The 20859-nt window shown below is 61.3% G+C and carries 17 protein-coding genes and 1 riboswitch; of the genes, 11 read left to right on the forward strand and 6 right to left on the reverse strand.

The features are described 5' to 3' along the window. Positions 1–13 precede the first annotated feature (13 nt). Positions 14–1039, reverse strand: coding sequence for a porin (locus ACQ4WS_RS15080; protein WP_436477492.1), 1026 nt, complete (start codon positions 1037–1039; stop codon positions 14–16). A gap of 415 nt (positions 1040–1454) precedes the next feature. Between ACQ4WS_RS15080 and ACQ4WS_RS15085 the strand changes: the two genes are divergently transcribed. Continuing rightward, positions 1455–2957, forward strand: coding sequence for a tetratricopeptide repeat protein (locus ACQ4WS_RS15085; protein WP_436477493.1), 1503 nt, complete (start codon positions 1455–1457; stop codon positions 2955–2957). A 24-nt stretch (positions 2958–2981) separates the two neighbouring features. On the opposite strand, the gene dapF is transcribed toward ACQ4WS_RS15085, so the two are convergent. From dapF to ACQ4WS_RS15100, 3 genes are read right to left on the reverse strand one after another with little or no spacing between them, the layout of a single operon-like run. Next, positions 2982–3845 carry a diaminopimelate epimerase gene (dapF, locus tag ACQ4WS_RS15090; protein WP_436477495.1) on the reverse strand — a complete coding sequence of 288 codons (864 nt, stop codon included), beginning with the start codon at positions 3843–3845 and terminating at the stop codon, positions 2982–2984. Between the two features lie 11 nt (positions 3846–3856). After that, entirely contained in the window at positions 3857–4732 is an 876-nt protein-coding gene (locus ACQ4WS_RS15095; protein ID WP_436477497.1) for an LpxL/LpxP family acyltransferase, read from the reverse strand. Further along, the gene (locus tag ACQ4WS_RS15100; protein WP_436477499.1) at positions 4729–5598 is read right to left on the reverse strand and encodes a lysophospholipid acyltransferase family protein; all 870 of its coding nucleotides are present in this window, start codon (positions 5596–5598) and stop codon (positions 4729–4731) included. Before ACQ4WS_RS15100 ends, ACQ4WS_RS15095 begins: the two co-directional genes overlap by 4 nt. A 188-nt stretch (positions 5599–5786) precedes the next feature. Here ACQ4WS_RS15100 and metK point away from each other — a divergent pair, with 188 nt between their 5' ends. From metK to metF, 4 genes are all read left to right on the forward strand, one after another. Next, positions 5787–6953, forward strand: a complete 1167-nt coding sequence (gene metK, locus ACQ4WS_RS15105; protein ID WP_101483530.1) for a methionine adenosyltransferase — start codon at positions 5787–5789, stop codon at positions 6951–6953. 132 nt (positions 6954–7085) lie between these two features. Beyond that, positions 7086–7154, forward strand: a riboswitch (S-adenosyl-L-homocysteine riboswitch). 24 nt (positions 7155–7178) lie between these two features. Next, entirely contained in the window at positions 7179–8603 is a 1425-nt protein-coding gene (gene ahcY, locus ACQ4WS_RS15110) for an adenosylhomocysteinase (RefSeq protein WP_436477502.1), read from the forward strand. 81 nt (positions 8604–8684) lie between these two features. Next, the gene (locus tag ACQ4WS_RS15115) at positions 8685–9041 is read left to right on the forward strand and encodes a phage holin family protein (protein ID WP_102123707.1); all 357 of its coding nucleotides are present in this window, start codon (positions 8685–8687) and stop codon (positions 9039–9041) included. Next, on the forward strand, positions 9028–9858 hold the full coding sequence (gene metF, locus ACQ4WS_RS15120; RefSeq protein ID WP_034783533.1) for a methylenetetrahydrofolate reductase [NAD(P)H]: 831 nt from the start codon (positions 9028–9030) through the stop codon (positions 9856–9858). Before ACQ4WS_RS15115 ends, metF begins: the two co-directional genes overlap by 14 nt. Before the next feature lie 14 nt (positions 9859–9872). On the opposite strand, the gene ACQ4WS_RS15125 is transcribed toward metF, so the two are convergent. Further along, positions 9873–10472, reverse strand: coding sequence for a 5-formyltetrahydrofolate cyclo-ligase (locus ACQ4WS_RS15125; RefSeq protein ID WP_495542691.1), 600 nt, complete (start codon positions 10470–10472; stop codon positions 9873–9875). Between the two features lie 65 nt (positions 10473–10537). Between ACQ4WS_RS15125 and ACQ4WS_RS15130 the strand changes: the two genes are divergently transcribed. The 4 genes from ACQ4WS_RS15130 (at position 10538) to ACQ4WS_RS15145 (ending at position 15137) form a co-directional block, all read left to right on the forward strand. Next, entirely contained in the window at positions 10538–12484 is a 1947-nt protein-coding gene (locus ACQ4WS_RS15130; protein ID WP_436477506.1) for a lytic transglycosylase domain-containing protein, read from the forward strand. 22 nt (positions 12485–12506) lie between these two features. Then, positions 12507–13223, forward strand: a complete 717-nt coding sequence (locus tag ACQ4WS_RS15135; RefSeq protein WP_436477508.1) for a glutathione S-transferase family protein — start codon at positions 12507–12509, stop codon at positions 13221–13223. 12 nt (positions 13224–13235) lie between these two features. After that, a complete protein-coding gene (locus ACQ4WS_RS15140; protein WP_436477509.1) occupies positions 13236–14333 on the forward strand; it encodes a tRNA nucleotidyltransferase/poly(A) polymerase-related protein in 1098 nt (365 codons plus the stop codon). 102 nt (positions 14334–14435) lie between these two features. After that, entirely contained in the window at positions 14436–15137 is a 702-nt protein-coding gene (locus ACQ4WS_RS15145) for a GNAT family N-acetyltransferase (protein ID WP_436477522.1), read from the forward strand. On the opposite strand, the gene ACQ4WS_RS15150 is transcribed toward ACQ4WS_RS15145, so the two are convergent. Then, positions 15138–15662 (reverse strand): Lrp/AsnC family transcriptional regulator, encoded by a 525-nt coding sequence (locus ACQ4WS_RS15150; protein WP_034753092.1) that lies wholly within the window; start codon positions 15660–15662, stop codon positions 15138–15140. 125 nt (positions 15663–15787) lie between these two features. Here ACQ4WS_RS15150 and hppD point away from each other — a divergent pair, with 125 nt between their 5' ends. After that, positions 15788–16915 (forward strand): 4-hydroxyphenylpyruvate dioxygenase, encoded by a 1128-nt coding sequence (gene hppD / locus ACQ4WS_RS15155; protein WP_436477512.1) that lies wholly within the window; start codon positions 15788–15790, stop codon positions 16913–16915. 285 nt (positions 16916–17200) lie between these two features. Next, positions 17201–20797, forward strand: coding sequence for an indolepyruvate ferredoxin oxidoreductase family protein (locus ACQ4WS_RS15160; RefSeq protein WP_436477514.1), 3597 nt, complete (start codon positions 17201–17203; stop codon positions 20795–20797). The last annotated feature ends 62 nt before the right edge of the window (positions 20798–20859 follow it).

Below are 20859 nucleotides of genomic sequence, written 5' to 3' on the forward strand. Positions count from 1 at the left end.
GACGTGCGGGGCATTAGAAATTGTGGTGTACGCCCAGACCGATGTAGGTCTTCGAGACGTCTGCCTTGCGGTTCGAGATGTCCGCGTACAGGTAGGTGCGCTTCGACAGGTTGTAGTCGTAGCCCAGCGATGCCTGCTTGGTTTTGGTCACGCCGTCCGGCGTTTTTTGACCGTAGCCAGCGCGGATCTTGCCTGGGCCGACGTCGTAGTTGGCACCAACCAGCCATGCCTTGGTATCGGTATTGGTGATCTTGAAGTTGCTGTCATCCTGATGCTGGTACGATGCCATCAGTTTCAGTTCCGCTACCGGATTGAACGATGCGGCAACCGACCACAGCTTGGCTTGCAGGCCATTGCGCTCATACGCGGCCATACCGGCGAACTGGCCGTAGTTGTACGTGGCCGACATCGAGTATGGATTCGACGCTGGCACGGCATTGGCTGGCACGAAGTAGTTGTTGGAGCCTGGCGGGTTGTTGACAACAGCGTTGTTATTGGCTTCCTTGGCGGCGACAGTGGCGTTGAACTGGAAGCCGCTGAAGACTGGCGAGTTATAGAACACGGCGTTCGAGAAGCGGTTACGCGAGTTGCCTGGCGCGCTCAGTGGATCGCTGCTGTAGGCGGCGACCGTGATGTCAGTCTGGAAACCGGCGGTCGTCGGCATGCCCGACCATGGTTCGAACGCGGTGCTCGATTCCTGGAAGGCGGTCAAGCCACGGCCCAGGCGTACGGTACCGAAGTTGCCTTGCAGGCCGACGCGGCTTTGACCCTGGAACAGGGGACGGGAGTTGCTTTCCAGCGTACCCGTATCGGTTTCATAGCGAATTTCCAGTTGGAAAATAGCTTTCAAGCCATTGCCCAGATCTTCCGTACCCTTGAAACCCAGCTTGTTGTTGTCGCGCTTGGTGACTTTGGTGGTTTCACCAGTCAATTTGCCCAGGCCAGCATCGATCGTGCCGTAGATTTGGACGGACGACTGCGCTTGTGCTGTTGCGGCAAAGGCGCCGAAGAGTGCGAGGGCAACGAGTGATTTTTTCATGTCTTATTCCCTATTAAAAGTGAGTTCCGTCCGAGATCCGAGCAGATTGAAATGCGCTAACTGTCGCGTTTCGATGGATGAACCTTAATTCGTTGGCACGCAAGACGTGTGGGATTGGTCAAATGTGCGTGAAAAGATTGGTGAAAAGCGGCATAACTGCATACCGCTGTTGTATTTTTGTAACGCGCGGTTTCTGCCGATCCTGCACCGATGGCACGCGTTCTCCTACCGCCACGATAGTGGCGCCTTGCCATATTGGCGTGTCCGGGCCGGGACATTGTTGCGTTGAATCAAGTTCTTGAGGCGGCTTAGTCGGATTTATGACACAAGGACGTTACACTAAGGGACGGCCTGCATGGATGGGCCAGGAGACGGCTCACTATTATTAGAATCATTGACTCAATATCGAGAATCGATGGCAAATCGCGAAACATTAGGATTGATCAAGGGTGCACGGGCTGGCGATGTGGCTTGCCAACTGGCGTTGGGACGGGTGTATCTGTTTGGACAAGGTGTGCCGCAAAGCTTGCCCACGGCCTTGCACTGGCTGGCGCGGGCGGCCCAGGAGGATAGCGAGGAAGCATGCTTGCTGATTGGCACGCACGTGCCGTTCGCAGTGGCGCAACCGGCAGCCAAGGCGCTGATTCCGTATTACGCGCAGGCGTTCGATGCGGGCTTGGTCCAGGCGGGCCTGGTGCTGGCGCAACTGGTGCTGGGCAATGCCGCCAGCCACTGTGAAGCCCTGCGCGCCAAGGCCCGCGTGGCGCTGGACGCCGCCGTGCGTGCCGGCTTGCCCGATGCACAATGGTTGCTATCCATGCAAGAAGGATCGGTGGCAGCTAGCGGGCCGGAGACTGGTCTTGCTGGCGAGCACGCCCTCGATGGCGACATGCCCCTGTACGCCTGGCTGGAGCAGGCGTGGAGTCAGGGCAACCATGCGGGCTTCCTGTCGCAAGGCTTGCCGCTGGCGCGCGAGTTGCTGCAGCGCCAGGCGGCGGCCGGGGCGCGCACGATCGTTCTTGACGCGCAGCAAGTGCTATTGCTGTCGCGTTGCGCCCAGGCATTGGCACCTGGCGGCGATGCCGAAGGCTGGCAGTGTTGCGAGCTGGCCGCGCATGGCGGCGACCGCACGGCGCAGCTGGAGCTGGGGCTCGGCTATGCGCGCATGGATGCGCATGGCCAGCGGCTGGCCACGCGCAACGGCGCGGCCAATTTCAAGCGTGCCGTGCGCTGGCTGACGCAGGCTGGCGAGCAGGGACTGGCCGAAGCCTGGTTCGTGCTGTCGCGCATCTACACGAAACCGGAATTTTCCCAGCGCAATGTGGTCGAAGCCCATTCCTGCCTGGAGCGTGCCGCCGACCTGGGGCATGGCCCGGCCCAGCTCGAGTGCGGCATGCATGCCTGGCGCAATCGCCGCGACGGCGTCAACAATGATGTGCGGGCCGCGTATTGGTTGCTGCAGGCGCAGGCGCAAGGCAGCAGTGAAGCGGAGGCGGCGCTGGCGAAAATCGCGCCGCAAGGCGAATCCGGCGACTGGGGCCAGTGCGCCGCCATGCAGGCCGATGGGCATGTGCGGCAATTGGGCCAGAGCCACCCCTTGCTGGTGGCGCGGCTGGCGCTGGCGCGCTGCTTTCATCTGTCGCGTGCCGAGGCGCTGCTGCTCGATATCCACGCGGCCGACCAGGGACATTGTCTGTTGATCGATATCAGCGCCACGCATGGGCGCGGCAAGCGGCGCCTGGTGCTGATCCGCACGGCGCAGGAGCGCCAGCTGCTCGACCAGGTGATGCGCCTGTTCGAGCGCGTCGATTGCGGCGTGGCGGGGCCGGAAGGCAATTACCGGCAGCGCCTGTATCGCCTGAAGTGCTACCTGGCCGAACTCGGTGTCGCGCAGGAACAGCAGTTCCTGGCGGCCTGACTTTTACTTCTCACTTTTCCCCGTCTACAGCTCGATCGTGCCTTCGAACACTGTCACGGCCGGGCCCGTCATCAACACGGGATGGCCGGGGCCTTGCCAGGCGATCGACAGTTCGCCGCCGCGCGCGCTGATGCGCACGGGAGTATCCAGCAAGCCGCGCAAGATGCCCGCCACGGCGGCGGCGCAGGCGCCTGTGCCGCACGCCAGGGTTTCGCCCGCACCCCGTTCAAACACGCGCAGTTTCACGTGATGGCGGTCGACGATCTGCATGTAGCCGGCGTTGACCCTGCGGGGAAAGCGCGGGTGGTGCTCGATCAACGGGCCCGATTGTTCCAGGTCTTGCGCATCGACATTGTCGACCACTTGCACGGCATGCGGATTGCCCATCGAGACGACGGACACCAGCACGGGAGACGTTTGGCCCGGTAGCGCCAGGTCCAGCGGCCACAAGGTGTCATTGCCTTGCGCTACACCGTCGAGGCCAGCCGCATCGAACGGCACCAGCGCGGGTTCCAGCACGGGCGCGCCCATGTCGACCGTGATGCTGCCGTCCGCTTCCAGGCGGGGCGCGATGATGCCGGCCATGGTTTCCACGCGGATGCTGTCCTTGCTAGACAAGCCTTTCTCGCTGACGAACTTGACGAAGGCGCGCGCGCCGTTGCCGCATTGCTCGACTTCGCCGCCATCATTGTTATAGATGCGGTAGCGGAAGTCGCAGCCGGGCAGGCGCGGTTTTTCCACCACCAGGATCTGGTCGGCGCCGATGCCGAAACGGCGGTCGGCCAGGCGCTGCCACTGGGCCGGCGTGAAGTCGATATCTTGATGGATGGCGTCGATGACGATGAAGTCATTGCCGGCGCCGTGCATCTTGGTAAATTGAAGTTTCATGTTCTGCCGTATCACTTGTGCTGGTTATAGAACGACGCTTCACCTTCCGGACGCGTCTTGAAGCGCTTGTGCGTCCAGAAATACTCGGCCGGTGCTTCGCGCACGCGCTCTTCGATGAATGCGTTCATGCGGCGCGTGGCGGCCGTGATGTCGTCGCCCGGATAATCGTCCCAGGCCGGGTAATAGGTCACTTGCCAGCCCTGGTAGTTGGGCAAAAAAGTGGCGATGACGGGAATCACCTGCGCCTTGGCGGCCAGCGCCAGGCGCGCCGTGGCCGTCAGGGTGGCGGCGGGCACGCCGAAGAAGGGCACGAATTCCGCATCCTTCTCGCCGAAATCCATGTCCGGCAGCATGAAATACGGTAAGCCGTCGCGCAGCGCGCGCAAAATCGTCTTGATGCCGTCCTGGCGCGTAAACAGCTTGGGCGGCTTGAAGCGCGAACGGCCGTTGCGCAAGGCCTGGTCGAAGGCGGCGTTCTTTTGCTGCACATACATCGAGGAAGCGGAAATTTCCATGGCCGTGGCGGCGCCGGCCACGTCGAGGCAGACGAAGTGCGGACACAGCAAGATGGTCGGCTTGGCCGCGATCTGCTGGCCCGGGAAGGCGGGCACCTTTTTAATCAGGCGGTTCAGGCGCGCTTCCGACGACCACCACAGGATGCTGCGTTCCCACACGCTGCGCGAATACGCCTGGAAATGCTGGCGCGCCAGGGTCACGCGCTGCTTTTCCGTCAACTCCGGCATGCACAGACGCAGATTCGTCAGGGCGATGTCGCGCCGCTTGGGCATGGCGATGAACAGCAGGCTGCCGACGGCCACGCCGAAACGGCCGAGGATGGGCAAGGGCAGCCAGTGCAGCAACCACATGAAGGCGATCAGCAGTCTCATGCCTGCTCCCCGGCGGCATCCGGCGTGGCGGGCGTGGGCGGCGGCGCGCCGCGCGGCACTTTATAGCGGTTGTAGCTCCACAGGTATTGCGCCGGGCTGCGCGCGATCAATTGTTCCATGGCTGCATTGATGGTGCGCGCCTGTTCGGCCGAGGTGCTGGCCAGCGACTCGGTGAAAGGCACGAAATGCACGATATAGCCGCGCCCGCCCGGCAGGCGTTCGGCGTAGGTGATGATGACTTCGGCGCCGCCCATCTGTGCCAGTTTGGCCGGCAGGGTCATGGTGTAGGCGGGACGGCCGAAGAAATCGGCCCACACGCCTTCGCCTTCCTGCGGCACCTGGTCCGGCAGCAGGCCGATGGGCTGGCCTTTTTTCAGGCATTTGGCGAAGATGCGCACGCCCGACATATTGGCCGGCGCCAGCATCAGGTTTTCGCGCGCGCGGGCCCCTTCGATCAAGGGTTTCAAGGCGGCGCGCTTGGGCGGGCGGTACATCACGGTGAGCGGCGTGCGCAGCGCGATTTGCTGGGCGACGATTTCAAAGCAGCCCAGGTGCGGCGTCAGGAAGACGATGCCACGGCCGTGCTGCAGGGCTTTTTCCACCAGTTCCCAGTTTTCCACAGTCGCATGGCGCGCCACGCGCCCGGCCGGCGCGCACCAGATGAAGGGCAGTTCCAGCACGCTCTTGCCTGCTTCGGCCACGGCCGCGTGCAAGTGTTGCGAAAACCCCGCACCTTGCATGTTCTCGCGCATGCGGCGGCGGTAGGACGGAGAAATGGCGTAAATCACCCAGCCGAGCGCAGCGCCCAGGGCATGCAGGACGGGCAGGGGAAAGAGGGACAAGAAGCGGAAAATTGGGACTAACATGTATAAGCTGTTTCCAAGAATGGCGTGTTGCCGTGCCAAAATTTTTTAAGAAGCGTAAAATACCACGTATGTAGTAACCGCTGAGTTAATAGACAACTTGCGAAGCGGAATATAAATATCGCTAAAGCGTCGCAGGCAAAATCCTCTTTACTGCGACAGAACATTCACATAGTAATCAGGAGCTTGCAATGTCAAACGACTATCTCTTCACTTCCGAATCCGTTTCGGAAGGCCATCCCGACAAGGTTGCCGATCAAATTTCCGACGCCATCCTTGACGCCATCCTGACCCAGGATCCGACCGCCCGCGTGGCTGCCGAAACCCTGTGCAACACCGGTCTGGTGGTGCTGGCTGGCGAGATTACCACGCACGCCAATGTGGATTATATTCAAGTTGCGCGCGAAACCATCAAACGCATCGGCTACGACAACACGGAATACGGCATCGACTACAAGGGTTGCGCCGTGCTGGTGGCCTACGACAAGCAGTCGCCGGACATCGCGCAAGGCGTCGATGAAGGTGCAGGCATTGACCTGGATCAAGGCGCTGGCGACCAGGGCTTGATGTTCGGTTACGCCTGCGATGAAACGGCCGAGCTGATGCCTGCCGCCATTCACTACGCGCACCGCCTGGTAGAGCGCCAGTCGCAGCTGCGCAAGGATGGCCGTCTGCCGTGGCTGCGTCCGGATGCAAAATCGCAAGTGACCCTGCGCTACGTCGATGGCCGTCCCGTCGGCGTGCACACGGTCGTGCTGTCGACCCAGCATGCGCCGGAAATTTCGCACAAGCAGATCGAAGAAGCCGTGATCGAAGAGATCATCAAGCCTATCCTGCCGCGCGAATGGCTGACCGAGACCAAATTCCTCGTCAACCCGACGGGTCGTTTCGTCATCGGCGGTCCGCAAGGCGATTGCGGCTTGACCGGGCGCAAGATCATCGTCGATACCTACGGTGGCGCAGCCCCGCACGGCGGCGGCGCGTTCTCGGGCAAGGATCCTTCGAAAGTCGACCGTTCGGCAGCCTACGCGGCCCGTTACGTGGCGAAAAACATCGTCGCCGCCGGCCTGGCGCGCCAATGCCAGGTGCAGGTCAGCTACGCCATCGGCGTGGCCAAGCCGATCAACATCACCGTCTACACGGAAGGCACGGGCGTGATTCCCGATGCGGAAATCGCCAAGCTGGTGCTGGCGCACTTCGACCTGCGTCCAAAAGGCATCGTGCAAATGCTCGACCTGCTGCGCCCGATCTACCAGAAGAGCGCCGCCTACGGCCACTTCGGCCGCGAAGAGCCGGAATTCACGTGGGAGCGCACCGACAAGGTCGCCCTGCTGCGCGACGCCGCCGGCCTGAAGTAATCTAGCCCGCTTGCAAGAAAAGCGCCCCGGCCAGCTGGCCACGGGCGCTTTTTTTATGGGCGGTTGGATGTTGTAACGTAGCAAGTATGGCGAATTTGGCTGGCGCAGCGGCCTTGGCGCTGTTAAAATCCATTGTCCGAGGAGCGTTGCGACGAAGAAATTCGCCAGGCTCGGAATATCCTGCAACTGCGCTCACGTACCTTTTTCAACTGAAAGGAGGGCGTGATGAACGCCGTACTCAAATCGCAACACGACTACACCATCGCCGATATCACTCTGGCCGCATGGGGCGACAAAGAAATCAAGATTGCTGAAACGGAAATGCCTGGCCTGATGGCCATCCGCGAAGAATTCGCGGCAGCGCAGCCTTTGAAAGGCGCGCGCATCACCGGTTCCATCCACATGACCATCCAGACCGCCGTGCTGATCCAGACTCTGGAAGCACTGGGCGCGCAAGTGCGTTGGGCATCGTGCAACATTTACTCCACGCAAGATCACGCTGCCGCCGCCATCGCTGCCGCCGGCACGGCTGTGTTCGCCGTCAAGGGCGAGTCGCTGGACGACTACTGGGAATACACGCACCGCATCTTCGAATGGCCGAACGCGGACGGCAAGGCTGTCTACTCGAACATGATCCTCGACGATGGCGGCGACGCCACCCTGCTGCTGCACCTGGGCGTGCGCGCGGAAACCGACCTGTCGGTGCTGGCGAATCCCGGTTCGGAAGAAGAAATCTGCATGTTCAACTCGATCAAGCGGCATTTGCTGGTCGATCCGACCTGGTACTCGAAGCGTCTGCCGGAAATCCTGGGCGTGACGGAAGAAACCACCACCGGCGTGCACCGTTTGTATCAAATGCACAAGGAAGGCAAGCTGGCTTTCCCTGCGATCAACGTGAACGATTCCGTCACGAAATCGAAGTTCGACAACCTGTATGGCTGCCGCGAATCCCTGGTCGACGGCATCAAGCGCGCCACCGACGTGATGATCGCCGGTAAAGTGGCCGTCATCGCTGGTTACGGTGATGTCGGCAAGGGTTCTGCCCAAGCCATGCGCGCCCTGTCGGCGCAAGTATGGGTGACGGAAGTCGATCCGATCTGCGCACTGCAGGCGGCGATGGAAGGCTACCGCGTGGTGACCATGGATTACGCCTGCGAACATGGCGACATCTTCGTGACTTGCACCGGCAACTATCACATCCTCACGCACGATCACCTGACGCGCATGAAAGACCAGGCCATCGTCTGCAACATTGGTCACTTCGACAATGAAATCGACGTTGCTTCGTTGAAGCAATACGAGTGGGAAAACATCAAGCCGCAAGTCGACCACATCATCTTCCCGTCGGGCCGCCGCATCATCCTGCTGGCCGAAGGCCGCCTGGTCAACCTCGGTTGCGGCACGGGCCACCCGTCGTATGTGATGAGCTCGTCGTTCGCCAACCAGACGATCGCCCAGATCGAGCTGTACGCGAACACGGCCAACTACCCGGTCGGCGTGTACACCCTGCCAAAACACCTCGATGAAAAAGTCGCCCGTTTGCAACTCAAAAAGTTGAATGCGCAGCTGACGGAACTGACGCAAGAGCAAGCCGACTACATCGGCGTGCGTCAAGAAGGCCCCTATAAGCCAGAGCACTACCGCTATTAATCGGTAGTCCGGGGCTGTAACTCACCCTCTGAGGGCCGGCGCCCGCCGCCGGCCTGACCCTACTTTTGACAGGCTAGAGAAATGCGTTTGCTACTGATTTGGTTTATCAATGCGGCAGCCCTGTTTGCCGTCCCATATCTGATGCACTCGGTGACGATGAGCAGCGGCTGGACCGCGCTGCTGGCCGCTGCCGTGCTGGGGCTGGTCAATGCGCTGATCCGTCCTTTGCTGATTTTGCTGACCCTGCCCGTGACGTTTTTGTCGCTGGGCCTGTTCATCCTGATCATCAACGGCTTCCTGTTCTGGCTGGTAGCGCAGGTGATCGGTGGTTTCCATGTCGCCAGTTTCTGGTCTGCCGTGGGTGGTGCCATTCTGTACAGCATCATTTCCTGGGCCCTGTCGACCTTACTTTTGAGTAATGACGATGGAAAAGCATAATTTCAGTATTGAGTTTTTCCCGCCGAAAACCCCGGAAGGGGCGGAAAAGCTGCGCGCCACGCGTGTCAAGTTGTCTGAATTGCATCCGAAGTATTTCTCGGTGACGTTTGGCGCCGGTGGTACCACGCAGCAAGGCACCCTGGACACCGTGCGCGAGATCCTGGCGGCCGGCGAACAGGCCGCACCCCATCTGTCTTGCGTCGGTGGCTCGCGCGAATCGATCCGCGCCGTGCTGGCCGACTTCAAGGCGGCCGGCGTGAACCGCATCGTCGCCTTGCGCGGCGACTTGCCCAGCGGCTATGGCGCTTCGGGCGAATTCCGCTACGCCAACGAGCTGGTGGAATTCATCCGCGCCGAGACGGGCGACCATTTCCATATCGAAGTGGCGGCCTATCCGGAAGTGCACCCGCAAGCGCGTTCGCCGCAGGACGACTTGAACGCGTTCGCGCGCAAGGTGCAGGCCGGCGCTGATGCGGCCATCACCCAGTACTTTTACAATGCCGATGCGTATTTCCAGTTTGTCGAGCAGACACAGAAGATGGGCATCAACGTGCCTATCGTGGCCGGCATCATGCCGATCACGAATTACACACAGCTGATGCGCTTTTCAGACATGTGCGGCGCGGAAATTCCACGCTGGGTGCGTTTGAAACTGGCCAGCTTCGGCGACGACAGCGCGTCCATCAAGGCCTTTGGCCTGGACGTGGTGACGGGCTTGTGCGAACGCTTGCTGGAAGGCGGCGCACCAGGCTTGCATTTCTATAGCATGAACCAGGCGGCGCCCACTACCGCACTGTGGCAGCGCCTGGTGAAATAAACCGTTCTGATGCGTTAGAGCAGATCGCCCTCGGTCATGATGTGATCGAGGGCGATGTCGTATTCGCCGTTGGGAAAGCTGGCCGCCAGGCAGGCATAGGCGATGCCCAGGGTGCGCGGACGCGGCGTGGCCGCCAGGGTGCGGTCGTAATAGCCGCCGCCATAGCCGAGGCGATACCGTTCCATATTAAACCCCAGGCAGGGCACCAGCAGGGTGGCGGGCGCCGGGCGCAGGCGCAATTGGGCCGGCACGGCCACGCCCATGCCATCTTTCACCATAGGCTCACCTGGCGTCCAGGCAGAAAAGGCCAGCGGCGCATGCTTTTCCAGCACTACCGGCAAGCTTAATTGCACGCCGCGCGCGGCCAGCTGCGCATACGCGCCGTGCAAGTCCGGTTCGCCATGCAGGGGCCAGTACACGCCCAGCTCCTCGATGTTTTCCTGCGCGCACCAGTCGAGCAGGCGCTGCGCGATGGCGGCATCCCACGTTACTCGCGTGGCGTCGGGCAGGGCGCGCCGGGTCGCCAGCAAGGCTTTGCGCAAGCCAGCTTTTTCCGCTGGCGCAATGGGTGGCCGTGTAGCCGGATCGCATGTTATTCTAGGGTCGCTATTCATATCACCATCAAGTTAAGATTGAGAGTCGTACATTGATTTCCCCACTGAAATGGATTGCCGGCACGATGCTGTGTGTTGCATCGGCCTTGTCTCCCCTGGCCGCCCTGGCCCAGGTATCGGCTACCGCAACGCCTGCCGCCCCCGACACGCGCAGCGAGGACGATGCCTTCCTGCTGCTGCGCGACGCCGCGCGCAAGGATGACGTCGAAAAAGCCGACTTTTATGCGGGGCGCCTGACGAATTACCAGATTCCATCGTATGTTGACTATTATCGGCTGAAACCGCGCATCAAACAGCTGAGCGAGGCGCAATTTCGCGATTACCTGAACCGTTACAAGGGCAGCGCCATCGCCGACCGTTTCCGCAACGACTGGCTGCTGGAACTGGGCCGCAAGCGCGACTGGGTCGTGTTTGATGAGCAATATCCGCAATTCGCCCTCGACGACGACACCCAGCTCAAGTGCTACGCGCTGATGTCGCGCTCCGCCAAGGGCCAGAACGTGGCGTCCGAGGCGCGCAACCTGCTCGTCTCGCCACCTGGCTATGGCGAAGCGTGCGGCAGCCTGATCGCGGCATTGGCGCAAAATGGCCAGTTCGACACGAACGACCTGTGGGCGCAGATTCGCCTGGCGGGCCAGACCAACGCCACGGGCCCGGCGCGCCGCATCGCGCTGCTGCTGGGCGCCTCCGACGCGAAGATGGCGCAAGCCATCGATTTGCCGGCGCTGGTGCTGGCCAAGGGCCCGGGACCAAGTCGCGCCGACCACGAAATGTACTTGGTGGCTGTGGGCCGTATGGCGAAAAGCACCTTGAAGCTGGGCGTGGTGGCCCTGCAAAAGGCGAGTGCGCAGCTGACGCCGCAGGAGCAAGCCATCGGCTGGGCCAGCCTGGCCTTGCAAGCGTCGTATGCGCTGGCGCCGGAAGCGTTTGAATATTGGCACAAGACCAATGGTGCGCCATTGACCCAGGAGCAGATGCAGTGGAAAACGCGTATCGCCTTGCGTGAAGGCAACTGGCCCGTGGTGAAGTCGTCCATCCAGGCCATGCCGGCATCCTTGCGCGCGGATCCCACCTGGGTCTACTGGCTGGCGCGCGCGCAGCAGGCGGAAACGCCGGGCCGTCCGAATGCGCAAGCCGACACCCTGTATCGCACGATTTCCGAGCAGTCGAATTTCTATGGCTTGCTGGCCAATGAAGAGCTGGGCAACCATCTGGTGTTACCGCCGCCGGGCCAGCCGATTTCACCCATGGAAATCGCCGCCATGGCCGCCAACCCGGGCTTGCAGCGGGCCTTGAAATTCTTCAACATGCGCCTGCGCTTCGAAGGCACGCGCGAGTGGAACTGGGAATTGCGTTCGATGACGGATAGGCAACATCTGGCAGCTGCGGAATTTGCGCGCCAGAACAATGTGCTCGACCGCATGGTCAACACCTCGGACCGCACGCGCCTGGAAGTGGACTACACGCAACGCTATCCGACGCCGCACGACGACGTCATGCACCCGGCCACGCAAACGCTGGGCCTGGATAAAGCCTGGGTGTATGGCTTGATCCGCCAGGAATCGCGCTTCATCATGGATGCGCAGTCGCATGTGGGCGCATCCGGCCTGATGCAGGTGATGCCGTCGACTGCCCGTTACGTTGCCAAGAAGATCGGTTTGACGGATTTCGTCACGGAAACCTTGAGCGATGTGCGCACCAACGTCTTGCTGGGCACGAATTACCTGAACATGGTGCTTGGTGGCCTCGACGGTTCGCAAGTGCTGGCCAGCGCCGCCTACAACGCGGGGCCGGGGCGCTTGCGCATCTGGCGCGCCACCATGACACGGCCGCTGGAAGGCGCCGTCTTTGCCGAGATCATTCCCTACACGGAAACGCGCGGCTACGTGAAAAACGTGATGGCCAATGCCACCTATTATGCGGCCTTGTTCGAGAAGCGCCCGCAGTCGCTGAAAGCGCGCCTGGGTACCGTGGGACCGAAAAACGGCGCCATCGCGGCCGACTTGCCTTGAACCATACCTTTGATACCTGACCATGCAAACGACCATCCTTGATCCCAGTCTGACGCAAACCCTGGCCGCCGCGCGCGAGCCTGGCCTGACCCTCATCATCGGCAACAAGAATTATTCGTCGTGGTCGATGCGCCCGTGGGTGGCCATGACGGCTTTCGGCATCCCGTTCCAGGAAGTGCGCGTGCTGCTCGACCAGAGCGACACGGCGACCAAAATTGCCGAGTATTCGGCCTGCGGCCGGGTACCCGTGCTGCTGGCGGGCGAGATCACCATCTGGGATAGCCTGGCCATCTGCGAATACCTGGCCGAGCAGTTTCCTGACAAACACATGTGGCCGCAAGACGTGGCCGCGCGCGCCATGGCGCGTTGTGTCTGCGCGGAAATGCATTCCGGTTTTACCGGCTTGCGCACGGATATGTCGATGAATATCAAGGCCAAGTTGCCGGGACGTGGCCGCACGGCCGCCGCGCAGGCCGACATTGGCCGCATCAGCGAAATCTGGGAAGAGTGTCTGTCGCGCTTTGGCCACCACCAGTTCTTGTTTGGCGATTTTTCCATCGCCGATGCGTATTTCGCCCCCGTCGTCATGCGTTTCCGCACCTATGGCGTGAGTCTGGCGCCGGCGCTGAACGCGTATTGCGAGCGCGTGCAGGCACACCCGGCCGTGGCCCGCTGGATCACGGAAGCGCTGGCTGAGACGGAAGTCGCACCTAAGCACGACGCGGAATTACCTGATTAAGAAAAGAGTGTTATGAAGATTTACACGGTCGGTGGCGCGGTGCGCGACCAACTGCTGGGCTTGCCCGTGAAAGACCACGACCACGTCGTCGTCGGCGCCACGCCGGAAGACATGCTGCGCCAGGGCTTTCGCCCCGTCGGCAAGGATTTCCCCGTGTTCCTGCACCCGAAGACGCAGGAGGAATACGCGCTGGCCCGCACGGAGCGCAAGACGGCGCCCGGCTACCGGGGCTTTGTCTTCCATACGGCGACCGACGTCACGCTGGAAGAAGACCTGGTGCGGCGCGATCTCACCATCAACGCCATCGCCCGCGCCGAAGACGGCAGCCTGACCGACCCATTCGGCGGCCTCGAGGATATTCGCAACAAAATCTTCCGCCACGTTTCCGATGCGTTTGGCGAAGACCCCGTGCGCATCTTGCGCCTGGCCCGCTTTGCCGCCCGTTTCGACGCTTTTACGGTGGCACCGGCCACCATGGACCTGATGCGCCGGATGGTACAGGACGGCGAAGTCGACGCCCTGGTGGCCGAGCGCGTATGGCAGGAAGTGGCGAAAGGATTGATGGAAGCGCGGCCGTCGCGCATGCTGACGGTGCTGCAGGAATGCGGCGCCCTGGCGCGCATCATGGGGGAAATCACTATCAATGAGCGCTTGCTGCAGGTCATCGACCATGCCGCCGCGCAAGGTCATGATTTGCCCGTGCGCTTCGCTGCCTTGATGCTGCACATGAGCAAGGATGCCATCGAGCAACTGAGCGAGCGCCTGCGCGTGCCCAACGAGTGCCGCGAGCTGGCCGTCATGGCGGCGCGCGAGCTGGAGCAGATCAATGGCGCGCTGGAATTGAAAGCCGAAGCCATCGTCGCCTTGTGCGAACGCTGTGACGGCTGGCGCAAGCCGCAGCGCTTCGCGCAAATGCTGCAAGCGGTGGCTTGCGACGGGCTGGTCGCGGGGGACTTTGCGCCGGCGGCACGGCTGCAGGGCGGGCTGGACGCGGCGCGTGGCGTGAATGCGGGCGCCCTGGCGCAAGGTTGTACGGAGCCGAAACGCATCCCCGAAGTCATCCATGCGGCGCGGGTGGCGGCCGTGCAAGCATTCCTGGCCCAGGCTTGAATGGTGGGAATAGGCTACAATGGCGTCACAATGTTGCACTGCACAATACCGGCCTGACGTGCCGCAGCACCGCCTCCAGGAGTCGACGTGACCTTACCCAAGCTGTTTCAAAACCCGTTTCGCCGCTGGCTCAGCCGTAGCGGCGGCGGGCGTCCGAGCGTGCTCGTCAAGCAGTTGCATGAGCGCGACCGGCGCCGCATGATGAAGCATTTCTTGAATCTGGAGAAAAGCGACCGTTTGCTGCGCTTCGGCAGCGCCTTGCCCGATGAACTGGTGGCGCAGTACGTGCAGAAGATGGATTTCTCGCGCGACATGATTTATGGCGTCTATAACAGCCTGTTCAAGCTGGTGGGCGTGGGGCATCTGGCGTTCGCGCCTAAGGACAAGTCGCCGGCGAAAAGTGTCGTGACAGACAAGGAGCAGGTGGCCGAGTTTGGCGTGTCCGTGTCGAAATCCATGCGCGGCATGGGCGTGGGCTCGAAACTGTTCGAGCGGGCGGCGATACACTGCCGCAACAACGATGTCGATACCCTGTACATGCATTGTTTGTCGTCCAACAAGACGATGATGCATATCGCCAAGAAGGCGGGCATGGAAATTCAGCGCGACTATGGCGAAGCCGATGCCTATTTGAAACTATTGCCGCCGAACCCGACCAGCATGCTGCAGGAAGCCGTGCAGGAGCAGTTTGCCATGTTCGACTACACGTTCAAGGCGAACGCGCGCGCCGCATTCAAACTGTGGGATCGCTTGCCGGGGCGCAAGAAGCCAGTGGCACCTGCACCCCCGCCGCCAGCAGAGTAATTACAGTAGGGGCAGGGCCGTCGTATCCTTGATGCGCTGCAAGGCAAAGCTCGATTTGACGTCCAGCACGGCCGGGTGGCGCAGCAGGGTCGCCATCATGAAGCGTGAAAAGTGCTCCATGTCTTCCACGTGTACGCGCAATAAATAATCCATTTCGCCCGTCATCGCATAGCAGGCCACCACTTCCGGCCATTGCGCCACGGCCACGGCGAAGTCGGCGCGCGGCGAGGTATTCGTCACCAGGTTGGGCGCCAGCACGCGCGCCGTGCTGTGGGCCGTGGCGTCGCTGTGCTTTTCCAGCCGCACGTTCACGTAGGCGAGCAAGCCCAGGCCGATCTTTTCCGGGTCCAGCAGGGCTACGTACTGGCGGATGACGCCCGCTTCTTCCAGCCGTTTGACGCGGCGCAAGCATGGCGACGGCGACAGGCTGACCTGTTCGGCCACGTCCTGATTTGACAGGCGGCCGTCGGCCTGCAGGACGGCGAGGATCTTGCGATCCGTTTTATCCAGCGTAATTTTGCTCATGCTTCCTCCGGTGGTTCTTGTTTCACGCAATATTATTGCGCAAATCATGATTGTTCGGGAGATCTTTGGCATTTAATGCCCGTGACCCACGCCTATACTGTGCGCTACTTCTTGGAGGAGACATCATGCAATTTCAGCCTTGGGATAACCCGATGGGTACCGATGGTTTCGAGTTCGTCGAGTATGCAGCACCAGACCCAAAAGCATTGGGCAAGCTGTTCGAGAACATGGGCTTCACGGCCATCGCGCGCCACCGCCACAAGGATGTGACCCTGTACCGTCAGGGCGACATCAATTTCATCATCAATGCCGAACAAGATTCTTTCGCGCAGCGTTTTGCCCGCCATCACGGCCCGTCCGTGTGCGCCATCGCCATTCGCGTCGACGACGCGGCCTTCGTCTACCGCCGCGCGCTGGAACTGGGCGCCTGGGGTTTCGACAATAAAACGGGTCCGATGGAGCTGAATATTCCCGCCATCAAGGGCGTGGGCGATTCGCTGCTGTACTTCGTCGACCGCTGGCGCGGCAAGGGCGCCGACAAGCCGGACGCGGCCGCACCGGGCGGCATCGGCGACATCAGCATCTATGACGTCGACTTCGTCGCCATTCCCGGCGCCGTCGCCAACCCGGTTGGCCATGGCCTGACGTATATCGACCACCTGACGCACAATGTGCACCGTGGCCGCATGAAGGAATGGGCCAGCTTCTATGAAAGCCTGTTCAACTTCCGCGAAGTGCGCTATTTCGACATCGAAGGCAAGCTGACGGGCCTCAAATCGAAGGCCATGACTTCGCCCTGCGGCAAGATCCGCATCCCGATCAATGAATCGTCGGATGACAAGTCGCAGATCGCCGAATACCTGGACCAGTACCATGGCGAAGGTATCCAGCACATCGCGCTGGGCACGGACAATATCTACTCTTCCGTGCAAGGCATGCGCGACACGGGTATCGATTTCCAGGATACGATTGAAACTTACTATGAGCTGGTCAACCGCCGCCTGCCGAACCATGGCGAGCAGCTGGAAGAACTGCGCCGCCTGCGCATCCTGATCGATGGCCACAGCACGGAAACGGAACGCGAACTGTTGCTGCAAATTTTCACGCAGACAGTGATCGGGCCGATCTTCTTCGAGATCATCCAGCGCAAGGGCGACCAGGGCTTCGGTGAAGGCAATTTCCGCGCCCTGTTCGAATCGATCGAGCTGGACCAGATCAAGCGCGGCGTGCTGAAAGATACAAGCGCTGCGTAAGCTGGGGGCTGCTGTTTGTCGGCTTACGCCGTTCCGGCTAAGCCGACCTACATGACTGGCCCCAGCCCGGTAGGTTGGATTAGCGTAGCGTAATCCGACATGCCTAAAAAGCCACAAAAGGGTAAGAACACGGGAGTGCAGCGCAGCAAAGAACTGTGCGCATTCCTGTGGTAGTCTACGACAAACAAGTCATTTTTCCGCACCGGCATGCTTACAAAGCGCCACCGGTACGTGTGAGTTCAACCGACTTTGCACGCGTAGCACAGAGAATAATGGAGACAAGTAATGAATGCAGCTATCAAGGGCTCGAGTCTTGAGCCGGGCGCGCACGCGTCTGAAATTTCCCTGAACGACAAATACACCTTGGAGCGTGGCCGCGCCTTCATGACGGGCACGCAAGCGCTGATCCGCCTGCCCATGTTGCAGCGCGAGCGCGATCTGAAGGCTGGCCTGAATACGGCCGGCTACATTACCGGTTACCGCGGTTCGCCTGTGACGTCTGTCGACATGACGGCGATCAAGGCCAAGAAATACCTCGATGAACACCACGTCAAATTCCACCCGGGCCTGAACGAAGACCTGGCCGCCACGGCCGTCTGGGGCACGCAGCAAACGAATCTGTTCGAAGACGCGAAATACGATGGCGTGTTCGGCATGTGGTACGGCAAGGGCCCTGGCGTCGACCGCTGCGGCGACGTCTTCAAGCACGCCAATAACGCCGGTTCCGCCAAGCATGGCGGCGTGCTGGTGCTGGCCGGCGACGACCATGCAGCCAAATCCTCGTCCACCGCGCACCAGTCCGACCATATCCTGAACGCTTGCGGCATCCCCGTGCTGTACCCGTCGTCGGTGCAGGAATACATCGATTATGGCTTGCATGCCTGGGCCATGAGCCGCTACACGGGCCTGTGGGTGTCGATGAAATGCGTGACCGACATCATCGAGTCGGGCGCCGCCGTCGATTTCGACCCGGACCGCGTGCAGATCGTGCTGCCCACCGACTTCGAGATGCCGGCCGGTGGTTTGAACATCCGCTGGCCCGACACGGTGCTGGAACAAGAAGTTCGCATGAATAGCTACAAATGGTATGCGGCGCTGGCGTATGCGCGTGCCAACAAGCTCAATAAAATCATCTGGGACAGCCCGAAGGCGCGCATCGGCATCATCACGGCCGGCAAATCCTACCTGGACACGCGCCAGGCGCTGGCTGATCTGGGCATCGATGAGCAAACGGCATCCGACATCGGCATCCGCCTGTACAAGATCGGCATGACCTGGCCGCTGGAAGCGGACGGTGTGCACGAATTCGCCAAGGGCCTCGACGAGATCCTCGTGGTGGAAGAAAAGCGCCAGATTCTCGAATACGCGCTAAAGGAAGAACTGTACAACCTGAAGGATGGCGAGCGTCCGCGCGTGGTCGGCAAGTTCGACGACACGGGCGAATGGAGCAACCAGAAGGGCACCGGTCATGGCGACTGGCTGCTGCCGGCCACGTATGAGCTGAACCCGGCCATGATCGCGCGCGCGATTGCCAGCCGCATTTCGCGCTACTACGCGGGCCACCCCGTCGAGCAGCGCGTGAAAGAACGCATCGCCTACCTGGAAGCCAAAGAGAATGTGCTGAAAGCGATCAGCGTGAAACCCGATCCGCAAAAGGACCGCACGCCGTTCTTCTGCTCCGGCTGCCCGCACAATACCTCGACCAAGGTGCCGGAAGGCTCGCGCGCGCTGGCCGGTATCGGCTGCCACTACATGGTGCTGTGGATGGACCGCGAAACGTCGACGTTTACCCATATGGGCGCCGAAGGCGTCACGTGGGTGGGGCAGGCGCCGTTCACGAATGAAAAGCACGTATTTACCAACCTCGGTGACGGCACGTATTTCCACTCGGGCATCCTGGCCATCCGCGCCGCCGTCTCGGCCAAGGTGAACATCACCTACAAGATTCTGTTCAACGATGCGGTGGCCATGACGGGCGGCCAGGAATTCGACGGCCCCCTGTCGCCGGCCATCATTTCGCGCCAGATCGCCGCCGAAGGCGTCGGCCCCATCATCGTCGTCACGGACGAACCGGAAAAGTATCCGGACGATTACGCCTGGGCGGAAGGCGTCACCGTGCGCCACCGTTCGGAACTGATGGACGTGCAGCGCGAACTGCGCGACATGCCCGGCGTGTCGGCCATGATCTACGACCAGACCTGTGCCTCGGAAAAACGCCGCCGCCGGAAACGCAATGAATACCCGGACCCGGCCAAGCGCGCCGTCATCAACGAAGCCGTCTGCGAAGGCTGCGGCGACTGTTCCGTGCAATCGAACTGCCTGTCGGTGGAACCGCTGGAAACGGAACTGGGGCGCAAGCGCCAGATCAACCAGTCGTCCTGCAACAAGGATTTCTCGTGCACGACGGGTTTCTGCCCCAGTTTCGTGACGGTGGAAGGCGGCGGCCTGAAAAAGCCGAAGAAGGCAGCTGCCGCCGACAAGGATGCGCCAGCCGTACCGGCCTTGCCGACGCCAAGCATTCCCTCGACGGCGGAACCATTCGGCATTTTAGTGACCGGCATCGGCGGCACGGGCGTCGTCACTGTCGGCCAGATCCTGGCCATGGCGGCCCACGTGGAAGGCAAGGGCTGTTCCGTGTTGGACATGAGCGGCCTGGCGCAAAAAGGCGGCCCCGTGATGTCGCACGTGCGCCTGGCGGACCGCCAGGAAGATATCCACTCGACCCGCGTCGGCACCGGTGCGGCCGATCTCGTCATCGGCTGCGATTTGATCGTCACGGCCAGCCGCGACGCTTTGTCGCGCATGGGAGAAGGACGCAGCTGGGCCATGATCAACTCGACCAGCTCGTCGACGGCCGCCTTCGTGAAAAACCCGGACTGGCAATTCCCCGGTGCTTCCGCGCGCATGGAAATTGAAAAGGCCTGCGGCAGCGACCATGTCGACTTCATCGACGCGGGCCAGATCGCCACGGCGCTGATGGGCGACTCCATCGCGACGAATATGTTCATGCTCGGCTATGCCTGGCAAAAGGGCAAAGTGCCATTGAGTGAAGCGTCCATCATGAAGGCCATCGACTTGAACAACGTCTCGGTGGCGTTCAACAAGGCCGCCTTCAACTGGGGCCGCGCCGGCGCCCACGATACGGCCAGCCTGGTGCGCATGACGACACCAGCCAAGGTGGTGGAATTCAAGCGCATCGACACGCTCGACGATATCATCGAAAAACGCGTGGCCTTGCTGACGGCCTACCAGGACCGCGCGTATGCACAACAGTACCTGGACTTCATCAAACAGGTACGCGCAGCCGAAAGCGCCCTGAATGGCCCGCACTTGCGCCTGACGGAAGCCGTGGCCCGTTACTTCTACAAGCTGATGGCTTACAAGGACGAGTACGAAGTGGCGCGCCTGTACACGGACGGCGCCTTCCAGGCGAAGATCGCCGCCATGTTTGACGGCGACATCAAGCTCAAGTTCCACCTGGCGCCGCCAATCATGGCGAAAACAGATGCTCAGGGCCACCTGGTGAAAAAGGAATTCGGCCCGTGGATGCAGAAGGCATTCGGTGTGCTGGCCAAATTCAAGGGCTTGCGCGGCACGGCCTTCGACGTGTTCGGCCATACGGCCGAGCGCAAGATGGAGCGTGCGCTGATTCTTGAATACCGCGCGACGGTAGGCGGTTTGCTGCCGAAACTGACGACGGCCAAGCTGGCGCAAGCCGTGGCCATTGCCAGCATCCCGGAAGACATCCGCGGCTATGGCCACGTGAAGGAGCGTCATTTGAAGGCGGCGAAAGAGAAGGAAGCCAGTTTGCTGATCGCCTTCAACGCGCCGATGCCGCTGCCGCCCGTCGTGGCTGCGCCCGTGGCGGCCACCGTGGCGTGATGAGGTGAAATTTACGCTGTAACAATGGCGCCTGCGGGCGCCATTTTTTTGTGTTAAAGAAA

The sequence above is a fragment of the Janthinobacterium leeuwenhoeki genome (assembly GCF_051380795.1).
Lineage (GTDB): Bacteria > Pseudomonadota > Gammaproteobacteria > Burkholderiales > Burkholderiaceae_D > Janthinobacterium.

Bases quoted from the DNA above. Each gene is read 5' to 3' on its own strand.
- ACQ4WS_RS15080 (WP_436477492.1), bottom strand. From the start codon at position 1,039: ATGAAAAAATCACTCGTTGCCCTCGCACTCTTCGGCGCCTTTGCCGCA.
- ACQ4WS_RS15150 (WP_034753092.1), bottom strand. From the start codon at position 15,662: ATGAGCAAAATTACGCTGGATAAAACGGATCGCAAGATCCTCGCCGTC.
- ahcY (WP_436477502.1), top strand. From the start codon at position 7,179: ATGAACGCCGTACTCAAATCGCAACACGACTACACCATCGCCGATATC.
- dapF (WP_436477495.1), bottom strand. From the start codon at position 3,845: ATGAAACTTCAATTTACCAAGATGCACGGCGCCGGCAATGACTTCATC.
- ACQ4WS_RS15100 (WP_436477499.1), bottom strand. From the start codon at position 5,598: ATGTTAGTCCCAATTTTCCGCTTCTTGTCCCTCTTTCCCCTGCCCGTC.
- ACQ4WS_RS15130 (WP_436477506.1), top strand. From the start codon at position 10,538: ATGCTGTGTGTTGCATCGGCCTTGTCTCCCCTGGCCGCCCTGGCCCAG.
- ACQ4WS_RS15095 (WP_436477497.1), bottom strand. From the start codon at position 4,732: ATGAGACTGCTGATCGCCTTCATGTGGTTGCTGCACTGGCTGCCCTTG.
- ACQ4WS_RS15160 (WP_436477514.1), top strand. From the start codon at position 17,201: ATGAATGCAGCTATCAAGGGCTCGAGTCTTGAGCCGGGCGCGCACGCG.
- ACQ4WS_RS15115 (WP_102123707.1), top strand. From the start codon at position 8,685: ATGCGTTTGCTACTGATTTGGTTTATCAATGCGGCAGCCCTGTTTGCC.
- ACQ4WS_RS15140 (WP_436477509.1), top strand. From the start codon at position 13,236: ATGAAGATTTACACGGTCGGTGGCGCGGTGCGCGACCAACTGCTGGGC.
- metF (WP_034783533.1), top strand. From the start codon at position 9,028: ATGGAAAAGCATAATTTCAGTATTGAGTTTTTCCCGCCGAAAACCCCG.
- metK (WP_101483530.1), top strand. From the start codon at position 5,787: ATGTCAAACGACTATCTCTTCACTTCCGAATCCGTTTCGGAAGGCCAT.
- ACQ4WS_RS15085 (WP_436477493.1), top strand. From the start codon at position 1,455: ATGGCAAATCGCGAAACATTAGGATTGATCAAGGGTGCACGGGCTGGC.
- hppD (WP_436477512.1), top strand. From the start codon at position 15,788: ATGCAATTTCAGCCTTGGGATAACCCGATGGGTACCGATGGTTTCGAG.
- ACQ4WS_RS15135 (WP_436477508.1), top strand. From the start codon at position 12,507: ATGCAAACGACCATCCTTGATCCCAGTCTGACGCAAACCCTGGCCGCC.
- ACQ4WS_RS15125 (WP_495542691.1), bottom strand. From the start codon at position 10,472: ATGAATAGCGACCCTAGAATAACATGCGATCCGGCTACACGGCCACCC.